Origin of the sequence: Pseudomonas sp. B37(2017) (assembly GCF_002112885.1) — a bacterium.
In the GTDB taxonomy this organism is placed as follows: domain Bacteria; phylum Pseudomonadota; class Gammaproteobacteria; order Pseudomonadales; family Pseudomonadaceae; genus Aquipseudomonas; species Aquipseudomonas paraglycinae.
This window is the reverse complement of record NZ_NEIX01000005.1, coordinates 143,079-161,716: the sequence shown is the minus strand read 5'-3', so window position 1 is coordinate 161,716 and position 18,638 is coordinate 143,079. Positions and strand designations below refer to the sequence as shown.

At 58.1% G+C, this 18,638-nt stretch carries 15 protein-coding genes; 9 read left to right on the top strand and 6 right to left on the bottom strand.

Features of this window, described 5'->3' with window-relative positions:
- Position 1: 1 nt before the first annotated feature.
- The 3 genes from CAF90_RS15005 to CAF90_RS14995 form a co-directional block, all read right to left on the bottom strand.
- A complete protein-coding gene (locus tag CAF90_RS15005) occupies positions 2–1,111 on the bottom strand; it encodes a DegT/DnrJ/EryC1/StrS aminotransferase family protein (protein ID WP_085607204.1) in 1,110 nt (369 codons plus the stop codon).
- A gap of 75 nt (positions 1,112–1,186) precedes the next feature.
- On the bottom strand, positions 1,187–3,235 hold the full coding sequence (locus tag CAF90_RS15000; protein WP_085607202.1) for a hypothetical protein: 2,049 nt from the start codon (positions 3,233–3,235) through the stop codon (positions 1,187–1,189).
- Positions 3,232–5,370, bottom strand: coding sequence for a glucosyltransferase domain-containing protein (locus tag CAF90_RS14995; RefSeq protein ID WP_139834514.1), 2,139 nt, complete (start codon positions 5,368–5,370; stop codon positions 3,232–3,234). Before CAF90_RS14995 ends, CAF90_RS15000 begins: the two co-directional genes overlap by 4 nt.
- Before the next feature lie 441 nt (positions 5,371–5,811).
- Here CAF90_RS14995 and CAF90_RS14990 point away from each other — a divergent pair, with 441 nt between their 5' ends.
- The 4 genes from CAF90_RS14990 (at position 5,812) to fabF (ending at position 10,571) form a co-directional block, all read left to right on the top strand.
- Complete coding sequence (locus tag CAF90_RS14990) at positions 5,812–7,806, top strand: nucleoside-diphosphate sugar epimerase/dehydratase (RefSeq protein ID WP_085607198.1); 1,995 nt, start codon at positions 5,812–5,814, stop codon at positions 7,804–7,806.
- 110 nt (positions 7,807–7,916) lie between these two features.
- Positions 7,917–8,252: a ComEA family DNA-binding protein gene (locus tag CAF90_RS14985; protein WP_085607196.1), complete on the top strand. Its 336-nt coding sequence runs from the start codon at positions 7,917–7,919 to the stop codon at positions 8,250–8,252.
- A gap of 217 nt (positions 8,253–8,469) precedes the next feature.
- Positions 8,470–9,264 (top strand): SDR family oxidoreductase, encoded by a 795-nt coding sequence (locus tag CAF90_RS14980; protein ID WP_085607194.1) that lies wholly within the window; start codon positions 8,470–8,472, stop codon positions 9,262–9,264.
- Between the two features lie 32 nt (positions 9,265–9,296).
- Positions 9,297–10,571 carry a beta-ketoacyl-ACP synthase II gene (gene fabF / locus CAF90_RS14975; RefSeq protein ID WP_085607192.1) on the top strand — a complete coding sequence of 425 codons (1,275 nt, stop codon included), beginning with the start codon at positions 9,297–9,299 and terminating at the stop codon, positions 10,569–10,571.
- Here the strand turns inward: fabF and CAF90_RS14970 are convergent.
- Positions 10,568–11,125, bottom strand: a complete 558-nt coding sequence (locus tag CAF90_RS14970; protein WP_007950936.1) for a TetR/AcrR family transcriptional regulator — start codon at positions 11,123–11,125, stop codon at positions 10,568–10,570. The genes fabF and CAF90_RS14970 overlap by 4 nt on opposite strands.
- Positions 11,126–11,300: 175 nt before the next feature.
- On the opposite strand from CAF90_RS14970, the gene CAF90_RS14965 reads away from it, so the two are divergent.
- A complete protein-coding gene (locus tag CAF90_RS14965; RefSeq protein ID WP_085607190.1) occupies positions 11,301–12,152 on the top strand; it encodes a DUF1989 domain-containing protein in 852 nt (283 codons plus the stop codon).
- A gap of 45 nt (positions 12,153–12,197) precedes the next feature.
- On the opposite strand, the gene CAF90_RS14960 is transcribed toward CAF90_RS14965, so the two are convergent.
- Complete coding sequence (locus CAF90_RS14960) at positions 12,198–12,365, bottom strand: DUF2897 family protein (RefSeq protein WP_007950938.1); 168 nt, start codon at positions 12,363–12,365, stop codon at positions 12,198–12,200.
- 119 nt (positions 12,366–12,484) lie between these two features.
- A complete protein-coding gene (eat, locus tag CAF90_RS14955; protein ID WP_085607188.1) occupies positions 12,485–13,849 on the bottom strand; it encodes an ethanolamine permease in 1,365 nt (454 codons plus the stop codon).
- 302 nt (positions 13,850–14,151) lie between these two features.
- Here eat and kdpF point away from each other — a divergent pair, with 302 nt between their 5' ends.
- The 4 genes from kdpF to kdpC are packed head-to-tail and all read left to right on the top strand — an operon-like array spanning position 14,152 to position 18,624.
- On the top strand, positions 14,152–14,241 hold the full coding sequence (kdpF, locus tag CAF90_RS14950; protein WP_007950940.1) for a K(+)-transporting ATPase subunit F: 90 nt from the start codon (positions 14,152–14,154) through the stop codon (positions 14,239–14,241).
- 8 nt (positions 14,242–14,249) lie between these two features.
- Positions 14,250–15,944, top strand: coding sequence for a potassium-transporting ATPase subunit KdpA (kdpA, locus tag CAF90_RS14945; protein WP_039770510.1), 1,695 nt, complete (start codon positions 14,250–14,252; stop codon positions 15,942–15,944).
- 10 nt (positions 15,945–15,954) lie between these two features.
- Positions 15,955–18,021 carry a potassium-transporting ATPase subunit KdpB gene (kdpB, locus tag CAF90_RS14940; protein WP_007950942.1) on the top strand — a complete coding sequence of 689 codons (2,067 nt, stop codon included), beginning with the start codon at positions 15,955–15,957 and terminating at the stop codon, positions 18,019–18,021.
- A gap of 57 nt (positions 18,022–18,078) precedes the next feature.
- On the top strand, positions 18,079–18,624 hold the full coding sequence (kdpC, locus tag CAF90_RS14935; RefSeq protein WP_085607186.1) for a potassium-transporting ATPase subunit KdpC: 546 nt from the start codon (positions 18,079–18,081) through the stop codon (positions 18,622–18,624).
- The last annotated feature ends 14 nt before the right edge of the window (positions 18,625–18,638 follow it).

Here is an 18,638-nt window from a genome sequence, read left to right as displayed (position 1 = left end):
CCTAAATCTCCTGCTTGAAGTAGGCGCAAACCACTTCAATGACACGATCGACTTGCTGATCGGTCAGCCCAGGGAAGCAAGGTAACGAGACCAGTCGGGTGCATGCTGACTCGGTCACCGGAAGATTGAATGTTTCGCGCGGTGTGTACGCTGTTTGCCAGTGGTCTGGAACTGGATAGTGAATATCGGTACTGACGCCATGCTCTTTTAGGTAGGCAGTGAACGCTTCACGATGTTCGACACGCATTACGAACAGGTGGGCAACAAAGTCGTCGCCCAGACTTGCAGTCAATTTGACTGGCAGTTGGCTGAAGGCTGCACAGTAGCGGCTGGCAATCGAGCGGCGCTGCTCGTTCCATTGGTCGAGAAGAGGCAGTTTGACCCGCAGGATGGCAGCCTGCATCTCATCGAGTCTGCTGTTACGGCCGTGCGGAACGGTAACGTGATATTTGGTCGACCAGCCGTATTGGCGAAGCGTGAGCAGGCGGGCGGCAATCTCGGAGGATGAAGTTACGATCGCGCCACCGTCGCCCAGTGCGCCGAGGTTTTTGGTGGGGTAAAAGCTGAAGCAGGCCAGGTCGCCGAACGATCCACAAAGCCGATTATCAGAGCGCGCACCGTGGGACTGGGCGCAATCTTCGAGCACGACCGCCCCGGCCGAGCGAGAAATGGCTGCCAGAGTTTCGATGTCTGCCAACTGTCCGTAAAGGTGCGTGACAATCACGACCTTCGCCGGTTGGGCCAGCGCCTTCTCCAGTGATTTCGGGCACATGGTCAAAGTGTTCTCATCGACATCGACATATACCGGCTCGGCGCCGACAGCGTGGATGGCGGTGCTGCTATAAAACCCGGCGTTGGCAACGGTGATAACCCGATCACCCGGGCCCACACCCATGCCCAGCAAGGCGATTTCCAGTGCTTCCGAGCCGTTCGCGACCGAGATGCAATGTTCTGCGCCGACATAGTTGGCGAACTCTCGTTCGAAGTTCTTTACTTCTTCACCCAAAATGTACCAGTGCCGATTAACGACGCGCATAAGCGGTTCGGAAAAATCAATACCGGAATTCGCCGCTACTGCAGAAAACAAAGGAATTTGATGATTTGCGTCCATGATCCATCCAGAATTTTTGACTGCGCACATGATAATGGCCGCAATTTTACTACACATTCAGACAGTGATGTCGGCTCAATCTGGCAGGTCTGAGCCGACGTAATCCGCCGATTTAGGGGTGGTTGGCCGTGTCAGCCACCATGCAGCCGTGAAGATCAGGCACGCAATCGCAGTGATCAGGTACGTCGAATGCGACATCCATGGTCCCTGACGCCCAAAGTACAGCTGCCACAATGGATCACTCATGGGTAAGCCCGCTGCAAAGGCACTGGCTATGGACTTGGCCAGCCAGAATAATGGGGTCGCCATCAGCAGGGAAAAATAAAGAATCAGCTTCGTGGTTTTATCCGAAACTCCGGATTGCGCAACGTACGCTACCAGAAATGGAAGAATGGCGATCCATTGGCGACTTTCGGAACCGACGACCAACAGTGGCAAGAATCCCAATATGGCAATTTGAACGGCGCGCACCGGGCGCGCGCTTCGATTGCTGGTCCACACTAGCTGCAAGGCAATAAGCAAGCATGGGCCAAAATAACTAAAGTGCGAGAGGATGGGTTTGAATGGCGTATTCAAACCTTGATAAAACATGTTCTGCACCAAGTCCGGGCCTCGGAATCCCTGGCTCCAGTCCAGTCCGAAGTAGAGAGTTGCATGGCCGCACGCCGTCGCAATGGCGGCCAGGAAAAACCACTTGATGGACAATACTGGCAACGCACCATCACGCCCCAGAAGTCGACTCCAAAGCCAGGCAACGCCAATCAGGGCCAGAATCAAGTAAGTGGAGCTAAGCCATCTGAGTCCAGGAATGCCCGAGGCAAGTGTAGAACCGACATGTAATAGTTCGCTGTCTTCGATACGTGTGAACCACAGGCACGCATAACCCACCATGGCGGCAGCCAGACCTAGAAAAACCAGCATCCTGACTTTCATGCCGAAAGTCAGACGGTTGATGAAGGAAACTTGCGTTTCTGGCTGTGAGAAGGTGAGAAGCGTCAGCGGCAGGAGAAACAAGCCTGGCATGATCAATGGTGCTATCAGGCAGGTTGCCAGTAGCCATTTGAAGTGTTTGTGCGAAAAGCACCACAAGCTCCAGCACGACAGTACTATTGCCAAATGGTCGCTTAAAAGGGGGTAGTAAGTCGACATGACCAGGATTGGCCACGTCAAAAGTAAGGCAGTTGTGTACTGCACTGCCCGCCTGGTCGGGATGCCGGACTTCATCAAGTAGTCAGTAAATAGCCCGGCGGCTACGCTGATACCGAGCACATTGAAAGACATCTGTACATATAAAAGCTGTTGTCTGGTCAGATCTAGCAGGAACTCTGCTACTACCGTTGGAAAAAAGCCCGTGAGGCGACTGATACGGTAGGGATCCGTGACAGGAATATGCCCGGAATTTTTCCAGTCGAACAGAAGATTCAAATAGGCGTTGCCGTCCCAGCCCGCACCATCGCCCACCGCAATAAGTCCGGTTAATTGATATACGGCTATCAAAAGAAGCGCCGCCAATACCGACATGCGATAGGCGATGCTTTCGTCGAAAATTATTTTCCCGAGGATGAACAGCGTGCAGCTCAGGATCAACCAATAAGCGAAAGTCAGCAGCGCTGCGCTATAAGCTATTTCCTTGAACCTGACCGAGTCGCTGATTTCGAACTTGATTTGCGGGTCGTCATTATCAAACGTCAATGTGACCGAAGACGCTTCGGTCGACAATGACGTTGGTGCATTGCCAGGAGCCAGAACGCTTAGCGGCAGTGCTTGCCGCAGACCCCAAAAGTTTATTTCGCCTTGACTGACACGCATCTCGGACGCAACGTTGTTGGGATCCCAGCGCAGGAAGCGCTGACCTGTCGCGACCGAGAAGCAAACACGCTGAGTACCGGCGTCGATCCTTTGCGAATCCGATTGTGATTCACTGAAAGCGCCAGATTCGCTGGACCAGAACAGTTGCGTCACGCCTTTGGATGACGAATCAATGCTCAAGCAAATGTTGTGTCTGGTGGCGTCGAACGTACCGGTTGCCTTGGCGAGATAAAGGGACGCAAGTGCTGCTAGCAAAGACAGCCCGGCAAGCGCAAGGTAGGCGAAAAAGGGTCGCATGCCTGCCTTGTTAATCATTGCGACTCGACTCGCTTGTACTGTGCGTGCGTCGGGTCGGCAACTTCGCTCAACTTGACAAGATAAACGCCGTTTTCATATCGCACGGAGCCTTCTGCCGGCCATACCGGCATGTTGTCAAAGTGCGGTGTCAACGGAATACGCAGCGCGTTGCCCAAGGCATAAACATTCGAGAAACCGATCAGGCGCATGTACTCCAGCATGCGATAGACGTTGCCTTGGTCCCAATCGAAAAACGAAGAACTCATGGTCGAGGTTTCCGGGCCTGGATAGCGGCTCGCGAATGGCATTCGTCCATAAACATCGACCATGATGCGTTCATTCTTGTCAAATTCGGGGTTGGCCTTGCTGATTCGATCGTAAAGCGCCTCGGCGGTGAATCGGTCGTGGGTCGTGGCCATCATCGTGCTTGCCGAGTATTGACCATTTACCGAAATCATCTGGAATAGCAGTGTGACTGCGAGCACAGCGCCGAAGATCCGCAACAGCCCCTGTTTTTCCAGAACGATGATCGTGGTGAACCACGCAACAAAGGAAATGGCCAGCATGGCGCGCAGAGGCAAATAAATACCTCCGGCGACGAAGTTCAGCAGGAATGGGGAGATCAACAATGCTCCGATGAGGAGAGTCATCCACAAAGCAGCTTTCCAAGTATTCTGTGTGACCAGGAAGAGGGCTGCAAATCCCAATGCGATGGCCGCACTGAAGAATGAAACGCCGTAGCTCAGAGGGGAGCCTGAGTAGAGTTTCCACGCTTCTAACAAAACCAGCTTGGTAATTAGAACAGGGTCCGCGATCAGTTCGTTGATACGCAGAAAGTTATCGATGTAACCACGGTCGGAAGGGTAAGCCAGTTGGGCAAGCTTGTTTATGATGACATAGAAAGCAACGCCGCCAACGAGGGTGCCGAGCAACAAGGCTGCACGCTGGATTGTCGGATAAATTGATAGTACGGCTGTCGGGTTGTCTTTTCGGAAGTTGAAAAGAACGACACCGAGACCGGCAACAATGTAGAACATGACCAGTGATTGGTAGGCGCCGATTGCCACGGACAGCAATACGCTGGAAAGCAACGCCAAGCGGGCAGTTTTGCCTTTCAAGTCGTCGCCGATACGGCATTTTGAAAATACAAAGATGCCGATCGACAGTGCCAGTACGCCTACACCGATCGAAGGAATGTTGGAGTAGAACTCGCCAATGAACCACCAGATCGGGTGCGCAATGAAAATGCAGTAGGCCAGGGCGGCAATCCAGCCGAAGGTGAGGCGGTGTGCCCTGATCAGGAACATGTACGCCAGTGCAACGCAGGCGTAAAAGAAAAGATTAGGAACGAAAGGCATTACTGGCTGAGGGAAGATAAATTTCTCTACCAGATAGGCTGTCCATCGGCCATCGGCGATCCAGATGGATGGGTCGGTACGGAAGGCGCCCCGCTCATCATCAACAGACAAAAAGAAATTGACGACCGGGATAATATTAAGAAAAACCCCGATGCCGAGTAACTTTGTGAATTCGTTAAGGCTGAAGTTTTCTTGTCTGAAGATTGATTTCAATTGTGCGGTATAACCGCGGTCACCCTGCAGGAAGTCTAGGATCCGTGAATGCCATTTGATCCAGGCAAGAATGGCAAATGCGCTGGCCAGTCCGAGCAAGAGCGCGAAAACGTAGCGCACTTTGTCGAGTAACTTGTAGTTAAGGTGAATGTTTATCTGTGGGTCAGTCGCACCCGACGGCGCTGTGAATTTGACAATGTTCGTTTCGCGGGCGGACGCCTCAATCTGTGCCATCGGCGTCAGGTTGTCGAGTTCAATAGAGCGGGTATAAGCCAGCACGCTGATCGTCACAGCCTTGACATAGAAAGAACCGGATTTTTCCAATGGGTCCCAGCGCAGATTCTCATCGTACCTTGGCAACGCAAAGCTAAATGTATGGTTCTCCATATCCAGTTTGCTGATTTTGGAATTTCTTTCCTTATAGTCATCCATGCGTTTGTAAAACAACTGGGACTGCGTCGCAGGGAATTGGCTGGTGCTGATACTGACGACAGGATCCAGCGCAGGGCTTTTCAACAGAATAAAAGCGATGACCAACGTCATGAAAATGCAGGGAAGGACCCATTTGACAATGTTTTTCAAGTTAATGCCGCGCCCTGTTGTTGTCACTTGCTTTCACTTCCTTTTCGTCATTCTGATTGTAATGTCTTCACTTTCGCTGTTGCTGGCCGTACACCAGTGAGCAGTCGCTTCAACAACCAAGCCTGTTCGTGCCCGGGGCATTGGAAAAAACATCCCAGGAGGGGGTTTCTTTTTTGATCCCGAATTCGCGGTGGCGAGGTGCAGGAAATTTGTTGCGCAGTATACTCACTCGACCATGATGTCGCAGCACAGACATCGCATGGTGCAGGTGACGGGTGATAAACAAATGGGGGCGGTGAGATCACCGTAAGACTCAGTGATGGCGGCTCTTGAGGGGGAACGTCCTCATCACATTCTTTTTTCTGTAACGAAGTTCACTACCTCCGTACAATGTACCCGCCGATTAACCAAAGGGAGCAGGCCAGATTGGTACAGGGGAATATGGACAGAATGCGCGAGTTCTTGCTGGGTTTACCGCGCCGCCAGAAGCGATTGATTCAGGTGCTTACAGATGTTTTGCTCGTCTGGGTAGCCTTGTGGTTGGCGTTTATCGTCCGTCTGGGTATCGACGAGATGGTCAATCCGTTGAAAGTGCACTTGTGGTTGTTTGTCTGTGCTCCGCTCGTCGCCATTCCTCTGTTCATCCGGTTCGGCATGTACCGGGCAGTGATGCGTTACTTCGGTAATGACGCGCTGGTGGTGATCATTAAAGCAGTCAGTCTGTCCTCGCTGATCCTGGCTTTGGTGGTCTATTGGTACAGTAATCACGAAGCCATCGTGCCGCGCTCGATCATCTTCAATTACTGGTGGCTCAGCCTGGTGATCATCGGCGGGCTTCGTCTCTGCATGCGCCAGTACTTCATGGGGGACTGGTTCACCGCCGCTCAGCACGTTCCTTTTGCCAATCGCGATGATGGGTTGACCAAAGTCGCTATCTACGGGGCGGGCGTAGCTGGCAATCAGCTTGTCGCTGCATTGCGCATGGGAAGGGCGATGCGTCCCGTAGCCTTTATCGATGATGACTCAGGAATTTCGGACCGCTCAATCTCCGGTCTCCAGGTCTATAAACCCAAACATATTCAACAAATGATTGACGTCACCGGTGCGCAAGAAATTTTGCTGGCACTGCCGTCTTCGACCCGTGCTCGACGCAGGGAAATCCTCAATATGCTGGAGGGTTTTCCTTTGCACGTGCGCAGTGTTCCTAATTTTACCGACCTGGCCAGCGGTCGCGTGAAGGTCGACGACATTCAGGAAGTCGATATCGCGGACTTGCTCGGGCGGGACGCGGTCCCGGCGCAGCATGATTTGCTTGAGCGTTGCATTAAGGGCAAAACGGTGATGGTGACGGGGGCGGGCGGGTCAATAGGCTCCGAGTTATGCCGGCAGATCTTTTCACTGGGGCCAAAATCGCTTTTGCTGTTCGAGCACAGCGAATTTAACCTTTACAGCATTCTTTCCGAATTGGAGCAACGCGCGGATCGCGAGTCGGTATCGACAAAGTTGCTGCCCATTCTCGGTTCGATTCGCCACCCGGAAAAAATACTGGATGTCATGAAGACCTGGAGCGTGGACACGGTCTACCACGCTGCCGCTTACAAGCATGTGCCGATGGTGGAGCACAACATTGCCGAAGGCGTGCTGAACAATGTGATGGGAACACTTAATACGGCTCAAGCCGCATTGCAGGCAGGGGTTTCGAACTTTGTGCTGATTTCGACCGACAAGGCTGTCCGGCCCACCAACGTGATGGGCAGCACCAAGCGTTTGGCCGAATTGATTCTTCAAGCCTTGAGTCGCGAAATCGCCCCCGTCCTGTTTGGCGACAAGGCCAATGTCTCCCGGGTCAACAAAACCCGCTTCACCATGGTCCGTTTCGGCAACGTACTGGGCTCGTCCGGCTCGGTGATCCCGCTGTTTCACAGTCAGATCAAGTCCGGCGGTCCGTTGACGGTTACCCACCCGAAAATCACTCGCTACTTCATGACGATTCCGGAAGCTGCGCAACTGGTGATTCAGGCAGGGTCCATGGGGCAGGGCGGTGATGTGTTCGTTCTCGACATGGGGGAGCCGGTAAGGATCGTCGAACTGGCAGAGAAGATGATCCATCTGTCCGGTTTGAGCATTCGCTCGGAGAGAAATCCGCAAGGGGATATTTCCATCGAATTCACTGGCCTGCGTCCCGGCGAGAAGCTCTACGAGGAATTGTTGATTGGCGACAATGTCGCTGCCACGCCCCATCCAATGATCATGACGGCCAATGAAGATCATCTGGCCTGGGATGTGCTGAAGGGCAGGTTGAGCGAGTTGCTCGGTGCCGTGAACAATGATGATTATTCGCGGGTTCGCCAGATTCTGCGCGAAACGGTCAGCGGTTATACGCCGGACGGGGAAATCGTTGACTGGATCTATCAGCAGCGTCGCCTCGAACCCTGATTGTTTCACATCCTGTAACGGACACGTTTTTGACAGGCTCCCATCATCGCCTAAGTTTGGAGAGCAGCTTCGGAAAAGCTGCTTTCTCAATTGATGATGGAGCGTCACTTATGCGTACCGGATATTTCTACTCCCTGATTTTTGCCTTGCTGACCAGCGCCTCTATTGCCGCCATTGCTGCGCCTCTGGCTACTTCCGAAGCGAACAAGGTGCCCGTGGTGATGGGCGCGTCAGCCACTTCTGAAAATCAGAAGGTCGATCTGAACGGTGCCGACGCGGCCACTCTGCAAAAGGAACTGGCAGGAGTGGGCGAGGCCAAGGCGAAAGCGATTGTTGCTTATCGTGAAACAAACGGGCCTTTTGCGTCCGTGGATGAGCTGCTGGAAGTGAAGGGGATTGGCAAGGCGATCCTGGATCGCAATCGCGACAAGCTGGAAGTGAACTAAGCTGATTGTTTAACGCCAAGGGGCCGGTCATTGACCGGCCCTTTTTGCTTCCCGCTTCCTTCAAGCGTTGCAGAAGGGCTACAGCCTTTCCGTCGGAAAATAGAAAATTACGGCTATCATATTGGTTTCAGATTATGCCTATAATAATTTCAGTCGCCACTGAAGCCCTCTGCTTTTCAGCGGTCGCTCATTTCTCATGCATTCCAGGAGTACCGTCATGAATTCCCCGAAATCCCAAGGCACGGCGCTGGTCACTGGCGCTTCTTCCGGCATCGGTGCGGTGTATGCCGAGCGGTTGGCGGCACGTGGTTTTGATCTGTTGCTGGTAGCTCGCGATCAGGAGCGTCTGGAGTCCGCGGCCAGCAAGCTACGGGACGCACATGGCGTTCAGGTCGAAGTGCTGAAGGCCGATCTGACCCAGAAGGATGAAGTGCTCAAGCTTGAGCAGCGCCTGCGCAGCGACTCCAGTATCAGCCTGCTGGTCAACAATGCGGGCGTAGCGGTAAACGGCTTGCTGGCCAACGCCGATCCCGAGGTGCTGGAGCAACTGATCCAGTTGAACGTCACAACCCTGACCCGGCTGGCAGCCGCAGCCGCCTCGGCGTTCACCCGCGCCGGGCGCGGCACGATCATCAACATTGCGTCGGTGGTGGCGTTGTTCCCCGAGCGTTTCAACGCCACCTACAGCGCCAGCAAGGCTTACGTGCTGAGCCTGACTCAATCGCTCAATACCGAACTCGAAGGCACCGGGGTCAAGGTGCAAGCGGTATTGCCCGGTGTGACTCGCACCGAAATCTGGGAGCGCTCCGGTTTCGATGCCAGCGGCATTCCGGCGGAAATGGTCATGGAGGCGGGCGAGATGGTCGATGCCGCGCTGTCCGGTCTGGATCAGGGCGAGCTCGTCACGATTCCTTCGCTGCCCGATGCGGGCGAGTGGCAAGCGTTCGTCGCCGCCCGTCACGTGATGGCGCCCAACCTGTCCCACAGTTCGGCGGCCAGCCGTTACAAGTAAAAGTCTTTTGAGTCACGAGAGGTCAACCCGATATGGATCAGCGTCGAGTAGTTGTCACGGGTATGGGCCTGGTATCGCCCTTGGGAAGCGGCGTCGAAGTCGTCTGGCAGCGCTTGTTGGCCGGGCGTTCGGGATTGCGAAATCTGCCGGAAGCGGTAATTGCCGATCTGCCGACCCGGGTCGGCGGCGTGGTGCCGACGATGGAGGAGGACGCCGAAGCGGGTTTCGATCCGGATCGCGCCACGCCGCCCAAAGAACAGAAGAAAATGGATCGGTTCATTCTGTTCGCGATGGAGGCAGCCCGTCAGGCGCTTGAACAGGCCGGCTGGCACCCGACCGAGCCCCACGCTCAGGAGCGCACCGCGACCATCATCGGCTCCGGTGTCGGCGGCTTCGGTGCGATTGCCGATGCGGTGCGCACCACCGACAGCCGAGGCCCGCGACGCTTGTCGCCGTTCACCATTCCCTCCTTTCTGGTCAACCTGGCGGCGGGGCATGTCTCGATCCAGCATGGTCTCAAGGGCCCGCTCGGCGCACCGGTCACCGCGTGTGCCGCCGGTGTGCAGGCGATTGGTGACGCGGCTCGATTGATTCGCGCCGGTGAGGCCGACATTGCGGTGTGCGGCGGTGCCGAGGCGTCTATCGATCGAGTCAGTCTCGCCGGTTTTGCGGCGGCGCGGGCCTTGTCCAGCGGCTACAACGACACGCCTGAGCGCGCTTCGCGTCCGTTCGACAGCGGCAGGGACGGTTTCGTGATGGGCGAGGGGGCCGGGCTGCTGGTGATCGAGTCGCTGGAGCACGCACTGGCGCGCGGCGCACAGCCGTTGGTCGAACTGGTCGGTTATGGCACCAGCGCCGACGCCTATCATCTGACCGCCGGGCCGGAAGACGGCAGCGGTGCCCGACGGGCGATGACTCTGGCGCTAGCTCAGGCCGGTATCACGCCGGATCAGGTGCAGCATCTGAATGCGCATGCGACTTCGACGCCGGTGGGCGACCTCGGTGAACTGGCTGCAATCAAGTCGGTGTTTGGCGCACAAAACGCAATCGCCGTGACCTCGACCAAATCTGCGACGGGGCATCTGCTCGGCGCGGCGGGAGGTCTGGAAGCGATCTTCACGCTGTTGGCGATCCGCGATCAGATCGTTCCGCCTACCCTCAACCTGGAGAATCCCGATCCGGCGAGCGAAGGCGTGGACATCGTCCACGGTCAGGCGCGTTCGATGCCGATCGAGTATGCGCTGTCCAACGGGTTCGGCTTCGGCGGGGTCAATGCCAGCGTGCTGTTCAAGCGCTGGCAGGCTTAGTCTTCCGAGCGTTTGAGATGTTCGCGGGTGACGTCGAGGATCTGCTGCGCAAATTCAGGATCCGCGACACTGCGTGACAGCAGGAGCGCCCCGGCCAGTGTCGCCATGATGACGATGCTGCGTTCGGCGGCGTTCTCACCTTCAAGGGTGCCTTCGATCTGGTCCAGGCGCGCCTTGAGTACTTCATCGCTGGTCGGGCTCGGCTGGCCGCGCAACCCCAGCTCCGATGAAATGGTCAGCAGCGGGCAGCCTTCATGAGGTGAGGTCTGGTGCCATTCGGAGAGGTACGTATCGATGAAGGCTTCCAGTGGTTTTTCCTGGGCGAACAGCTCCTCGCACAAGCCCGCAACCTGATCGCCAGCCGCTTGCAGGGCTTTTTCAACCAACTCGTCTTTCGATTTGAAATGCGAATAAAAGCCGCCATGGGTCAGGCCCAGCGCCTTCATCAATGGTTGCAGACCGGTCGCACCAATGCCGTCCTTGCGAAACCGCTCGGACGCTTCCTTGATGATGCGCTGATGGGTCTGGGCTTTATGATCCTGCGAGTAACGCATTTAAACTCTCCGCAACAAGATCGCCATCTTAACCAATGCAAATTGAATGGTGACTATACTTCTACTTCTAAAAAAACGGCCGGTGACTCCGACATGTTCGTAACAGCCATCAGCGGTTGGCACGGATAGTGGTTGCAGCTTGCAAAGTTGCCATCACTTGAGGAGCAGGAGAATCATGTACAAAGACTACCCGGCCGCCTATCAGGTCAGCAAAGGCTCGGCGTTACAGGTCAATACACCTTTCTACGAACGGATTCGCGACCGCAAGGACGGGCGCACGCTGATCGAACAATTCGAAGTGCCGATCCGCACCGGGCGCGCCTGGCATGTTCCGGCAGGGCATGTGTTTCGTGTCACCACACCGGTCGGGCCCCAGGTGGGCGATTTCAATGTGTGGAACGCACACGATCCGCGTGAACGGATGTGGGCGGCGCGCACCCGGCAACTGCAGGGCGCTCATGTCAGCACCCATGACCGGTTGTGGTCGAACCTGCCTTTTCTGCGTCCGCTGGTGACGATCACCGATGACAGCCTGGCCGACTATGGCATCGACGAGCACGGCGGGCGTCTGCACGATTTGCTCGGCACGCGCTGCGATCCCTATGTGAACAAAATGCTCACCGGCGAGGATTTCCATCATCACTGCCATTCCAACCTGACACGCGCCGTATTGCCCCATGGCCTGACCGAGTTCGATGTGCATGACGTGCTGAACATCTTCCAGTGCACCGGCCTGAATCACGATGACCTGTATTTCATGAAGGCCTGCCCGGCGCAGAAGGGCGATTATCTGGAGTTCTTCGCCGAAATCGACTTGCTGTGCGCGTTGTCGACCTGTCCGGGTGGTGACTTGTCTTTGGCGATGTGGGGGCCGGACGCACAGGACCCGCTGACCGTGTGCCGCCCGCTCGGGGTGGAAATCTATCGTCTGGACGATGCGTTGCTCGAAGGCTGGAGCCAGCCGGAACGTGCGGCGTACAAAGGCCTGCATGGCTTGCACATTGCCAAGGCCGAGTGGGAAAAGTAATCGCCACAAAAAACAAACCCCGCCGATTCAGGCGGGGTTTTTCGTTCAGCGGTCCTGCGCGTCCTTGATGTCCGCTTCGGCATTGCGTTCAGCGACACGCTTGCGTTGTTCATCGGTCAGTTCGACCTTGTTGGCGGTGTCACGCAACATCATCAGACCGCCGACGATCGAGCCGATTGCAACGACCAGAATCAACCAGGCATACCAGGGCATAACGGCTCTCCTTAAAGGCAGGTCGACGGGCGAGGGTTTCGCCGTGCAACGCTGCATACCACTTTGAGCGAAGTGCATTCGCAGTGGTTCCATTCTAGGTCGGTTATGCCCGTCGCGGTTTACAGGCCGGTGAGCATCGCGTCTGCCGGGGCGTTGGCGCGCAATTGGCCGGTCAACAGGAAGTAGCCGAAACCGACCGCCATGAAGCCGAGAAAGATCAGCCCGATCAGCGCATTGAACCAGGCCATCGCCACCAGGCACACCACGGCCAGCACCAGTGCGATCAATGGAATCAGCGGATAGCACGGCGCGCGGAAGGTGCGCTCCAGATTGGGTTCGGATTTACGCAGTTTGAACAGGCTGAGCATGCTCATGATGTACATCACGATCGCCCCGAAAACGGCCATGGTGATCATCGCGGCAGTGAGGGTCATGCCGCCGAGGTTGATCAGGCCGTCGCTATAGATCGCCGCGATACCGATCACGCCGCCGGCAATAATGGCGCGGTGCGGGGTCTGGAAGCGCGACAGCTTCGCCAGCGAGGCGGGCAGGTAACCGGCGCGGGCGAGGGCGAAGAACTGCCGCGAGTAGCCAAGAATGATCCCGTGGAAACTCGCCACCAGCCCGAACAGACCGATCCAGACCAGCATGTGCAGCCAGCCAGAGTTATCGCCGACCACAGTTTTCATCGCTTGTGGCAGCGGGTCGTTGATGTTCGACAGGGTGCGCCAGTCACCGACACCGCCGGCGAAGAACATCACGCCCATCGCCAGCAACACCAAGGTCAGAATGCCGCTGATGTAGGCCTTGGGAATCGTGCGTTTCGGGTCCTTGGCTTCTTCGGCGGCCATGGCCGCGCCTTCGATGGCGAGGAAGAACCAGATCGCGAACGGAATCGCCGCGAACATCCCGGCAATCGCCGGAGCACCGAAGATGTCCGAGCCGGCCCAGCCGTTGAGGGCAAAGTTGCTGAAACTGAAAGCCGGGGCGACCACGCCCATGAACACCAACAGCTCGGCGACGGCCAGGACGCAGACGATCAACTCGAAAGTCGCGGCCAGTTTCACACCGAGAATGTTCAGCCCCATGAACACGATGTACGCGCCGACCGCCGCGTGTTTCGGATCGAGGGCCGGAAACTGCACGTTCAGATACGCACCAATCGCCAGGGCAATCGCCGGCGGGGCGAAGACGAATTCGATCAGTGTCGCCAGTCCGGCGATCAATCCACCTTTTTCACCGAAAGCCCGGCGACTGTAGGCGAACGGCCCGCCCGCGTGGGGGATCGCCGTGGTCAGTTCGGTGAAGCTGAAAATGAAGCAGGTGTACATGGTCGCGACCATGAACGAGGTCACCAGAAAACCCAGTGTTCCCGCGACGCCCCAGCCATAACTCCAGCCGAAATATTCCCCGGAAATCACCAGCCCCACCGCGATGCCCCACAGGTGCAACGTGCCCAGCGTGGGTTTGAGTTGTGTGTTCATGCGTTTGCTCCCTGAACGGTTTGGAAAGCTCGGGGAAGGGCGTGTGCAGTGGGCGTGCCATTTTGTATTGGCGGGTCGTAATGGGCTGAAAGCTGTCGTATCGGGGATGTTCGCGGCTCGATGGCCACATTTGCGTGCGCCAGTCAGGTGCGCCGCCAGCCGGATACAGTCGTAAAGAAGGCATAAACCCACTCTTTACGCTTTCTTTATGCCCCGCGCGCACCCTCGCTCTCGTTCCTTTACAGCCTCCTTTCCGACAATGCCTCCACACGCGGCAATACGCCGTAACACGGAGATCTTCCATGAGCGTTCTGGACGGGGTGTCACTGCTGCTGGCAGTGGGGCTGTTCATTTATCTGTTGGTTGCGCTGTTGCGCGCGGATCGGACTTAGGAGCGGCTATGCACAGTTATGACTATTGGCTGATCCTCGCATTCTTCGCGGTGGTCTTGCTGCCGGCGCCGTTCCTCGGGCGCTTCTACTACAAGGTGATGGAAGGTCAGCGCACCTGGCTGACGCCGATTCTCGGCCCGGTCGAGCGCGGCTGTTACCGCATCGCCGGGGTCAATCCGCAGGACGAACAGAGCTGGCAGAAATACACGCTGGCGCTGCTGGCGTTCAACCTCGCCGGTTTTCTGCTGCTGTTCGCGATCTTGCTGTTCCAGGATCACCTGCCACTGAACCCGCAAAACCTGCCGGGCCAGGAGTGGACCCTCGCGTTCAACACCGCCGTCAGCTTCATGACCAACACCAACTGGCAGGCCTACAGCGGCGAAGCGTCGCTCAGCTACCTGAGCCAGATGGTCGGCCTCACCGTGCAGAACTTCGTCAGCGCCGCTACCGGCCTCGCCGTGCTGGTTGCGCTGTGCCGTGGCATCGGGCGCAAATCCACCAAGACCCTCGGCAACTTCTGGGTCGACATGACCCGCGCCACCCTCTACGGCCTGCTGCCGTTGTGCCTGCTGCTGGCGCTGTACCTGGTGTGGCAGGGCGTGCCGCAAACCTTCGCGCAATACGTGAATGCTGTGACGATGCAGGGAGTTGACCAAGTCATCCCGCTCGGCCCGGCCGCCAGCCAGATTGCGATCAAGCAACTGGGCACCAACGGCGGTGGTTTCTTCGGCGTCAACTCGGCGCATCCGTTCGAGAACCCGACCGCGTGGAGCAACCTGTTCGAAGTCGCCTCGATCATCCTGATCCCGGTGGCGCTGGTTTTCACCTTCGGCCACTACGTGAAGGATCTGCGTCAGAGCCGCGCCATCATCGGCTGCATGCTCGCGCTGTTCATCATCGGCGGCGCCACTTCGCTGTGGGCCGAGTATCAACCTAACCCTGCCTTGAACAATGTCGCAGTCGAGCAGACCGCGCCGCTGGAAGGCAAGGAAGCGCGCTTCGGCACCACCGCCACCGTGCTCTGGTCGGTGACCACCACCGCGGCGTCGAACGGTTCGGTCAACGGCATGCATGACAGCCTCAACCCGCTCAGCGGCATGGTCGCGCTGGTCAACATGATGGTCGGCGAAGTGATCTTCGGCGGCGTCGGCGCGGGGCTCTACGGCATGTTGCTGAACGTGCTGATCGCGGTGTTCCTCGCCGGCCTGATGATCGGCCGCACTCCGGAATACCTCGGCAAGAAACTCCAGGCCCGTGAAGTGCAACTACTGGTCGTCACCCTGCTGGTGATGCCGGTCGGCGTGCTGGTGCTGGGCGCGATTGCCGCGAGCCTGCCGGGCCCGGTGGCGGCGGTGAGCAACCCCGGCCCGCACGGTTTCAGTCAGTTGCTCTACGCCTACACCTCGGCCAGTGCCAACAACGGTTCGGCGTTCGGCGGCTTCGGCGCCAACACCGCGTTCCACAACCTGATGCTCGGCCTGGGCATGTTGATCGGCCGCTTCGGTTACATCCTCCCGGTACTGGCCCTGGCCGGCAGCCTGGCGATGAAGAAAACCGCACCGATCGGCCAGAACAGCTTCCCGACCCACGGTCCGCTGTTCGTGACCCTGTTGACCGTGACCATTTTGCTGGTGGGCGGCCTGACCTTCTTGCCGACCCTGGCGCTCGGCCCGATTGCCGAACACCTGAGCATGGGCTTCTAAGGAATCCATCATGAATATGCATGTTCCAGCTTCAAAACCAGCGGCAGCTGCCAAGTCGGCTGAAGCTCCGAAAACCGCGATCAGCGCCCTGTGGCGTCCGGCGCTGGTGCAAGCGTTCGTCAAGCTCGATCCGCGCCAGTTGCAGCGCTCGCCGGTGATGCTGGTGGTCGAACTGACGGCGATCCTGACCACCGTGCTGTGCTTCATTCCCGACAGCAGCGTGCCGACTTTCGTTGCCGCGCAAATCGCCCTGTGGCTGTGGTTCACCGTGCTGTTCGCCAACTTCGCCGAAGCGCTCGCTGAAGGTCGCGGCAAGGCCCGCGCCGACAGCCTCAAGGCTGGCAGCGAAGGCCTCAGCGCCCGCCGCAAACTGGCCAACGGCAGCTTCCAGGTCGTACCGGCCACCAGCTTGCGCAAGGGCGATGTGGTGCGCGTCGAAGCCGGGGAAATGATCCCCGGTGACGGCGAAGTCATCGAAGGCATCGCGGCGGTCAACGAAGCGGCGATCACCGGTGAATCGGCGCCGGTGATCCGCGAGTCCGGCGGCGACCGCTCCGCTGTCACCGGCAACACCCGGCTGGTGTCCGACTGGTTGCTGGTGAAGATCACCGCCAACCCCGGTGAATCGACCCTCGACCGCATGATCGCGCTGGTCGAGGGCGCCAAACGCCAGAAGACCCCGAACGAAGTGGCGCTGGATATCCTGCTGATCGGCCTGACCCTGATCTTTCTGCTGGTGGTTGTGACCCTGCAACCGTTCGCCCACTTCGCCAACGGCAGCCTGCCGCTGGTGTTCCTGGTGGCGTTATTGGTCACGCTGATTCCGACCACCATCGGCGGTCTGCTGTCGGCGATCGGGATTGCCGGGATGGATCGTCTGGTGCGCCTGAACGTGATCGCCAAGTCCGGTCGTGCTGTGGAAGCGGCGGGTGACGTGCACGTGTTGCTGCTGGACAAGACCGGCACCATCACTTTCGGTAACCGTCGTTGCAGCGCGGTATATGCCGCGCCGGGTGTGAACGCCCGTGAACTGGCCGAAGGCGCGCTGTTCGCTTCGCTGGCTGACGAAACTGCCGAAGGCAAATCCATCGTCGAGTACCTGCGCGGCACCAATCCGCAGCCGGAACCTTCGCCGGAAACCCTGACCGCCGTACCGTTCAGCGCGGAAACCCGCTTGTCCGGTGTCGACTATCAGGGCCGTGTATTCCGCAAGGGCGCGGTGGATTCGCTGCTGGCCTTCCTCGGTCAACAACGCAAGGATCTGGCGCCTGCGCTGTCCCGGGAAATCGACAAGATCGCCCAGAGCGGCGGCACCCCGTTGCTGGTCTGCGCCGACGGCAAACTGCTCGGTGCGATCCACCTGAAAGACGTGGTCAAACCGGGCATCCGCGAGCGTTTCGCCGAGCTGCGCAAGCTGGGGATTCGCACGGTGATGGTCACCGGCGACAACCCGCTGACCGCTGCCGCCATCGCTGCTGAAGCAGGTGTCGACGATGTGCTGGCCGAAGCGACACCGGAGAAAAAACTGGCGCGCATCCGTCACGAGCAGAACGACGGTCGTCTGGTCGCCATGTGCGGCGACGGCGCCAACGATGCCCCGGCGCTGGCCCAGGCTGACGTCGGCATGGCGATGAACGACGGCACGCAAGCCGCGCGCGAAGCGGCCAACATGGTCGACCTCGACAGCGACCCAACCAAGCTGCTGGACGTGGTGCAGATCGGCAAGGAGTTGCTGGTGACCCGTGGCGCGCTGACGACCTTTTCCATCGCCAACGACGTGGCCAAGTACTTCGCGATCCTGCCGGCTCTTTTCGCGGCGATTTACCCGCAACTGGGCGTGCTGAACATCATGCATTTGAGCAGCCCGCAGAGCGCGATCCTGTCGGCCATCGTCTTCAACGCTTTGATTATCGTGGTGCTGATCCCGCTGGCCCTGCGCGGCGTGCGGGTGCAGGCGGCGAGTGCGGCGGCGCTGCTGCGTCGCAATCTGCTGATCTATGGCCTGGGCGGGATTCTGGTGCCGTTCGTGGGGATCAAGGCGATCGACATGCTGTTGACGGCGTTGCATCTGGTTTGAACCTGAACAGCGGTGTGCCGGGCACACCGCTTCAAGCACGAATTCGAGGATTTTGAAATGTCCACAATGTTACGTCCGGCCCTGAGCCTGCTGGTGCTGATGACCCTGGTCACCGGCGTTGCCTATCCGCTGGTAGTTACGGGCGTCGCGCAAGTCGCCTTCCCCGAGCAGGCCAACGGCAGCCTGGTGCGGGATGCCGAAGGCAAGGTGCGCGGCTCGTCGCTGATCGCTCAGGATTTTGTCGGCGATGCCTGGTTCCATCCACGTCCATCAGCCGGTGCCTTTGCAACCGTGTCGAGCAGTGCGAGCAACCTGTCGCCAAGCAATCCGGCGCTGGCCACTCGGATAATCGATGACGCCAACAAGTTGCAGGTTCCCGGTCAGGGCCCGGTGCCGTTGGCGCTGCTGACCACCTCCGGCAGCGGTCTCGATCCGCACTTGCCACCGGCCGCGATTGCCTATCAACTGGCGCGTGTCGCGGCAGCGCGCAATCTGCCGGTGGCGACCCTGCAGCAACTGCTCGACACGCACATCGAACAGCCGCTGGTAGGCCCGCCAGTGGTGAATGTGCTGGCGCTGAACATGGCGCTGGAAAAGTTGTGAATCGCGATCACATC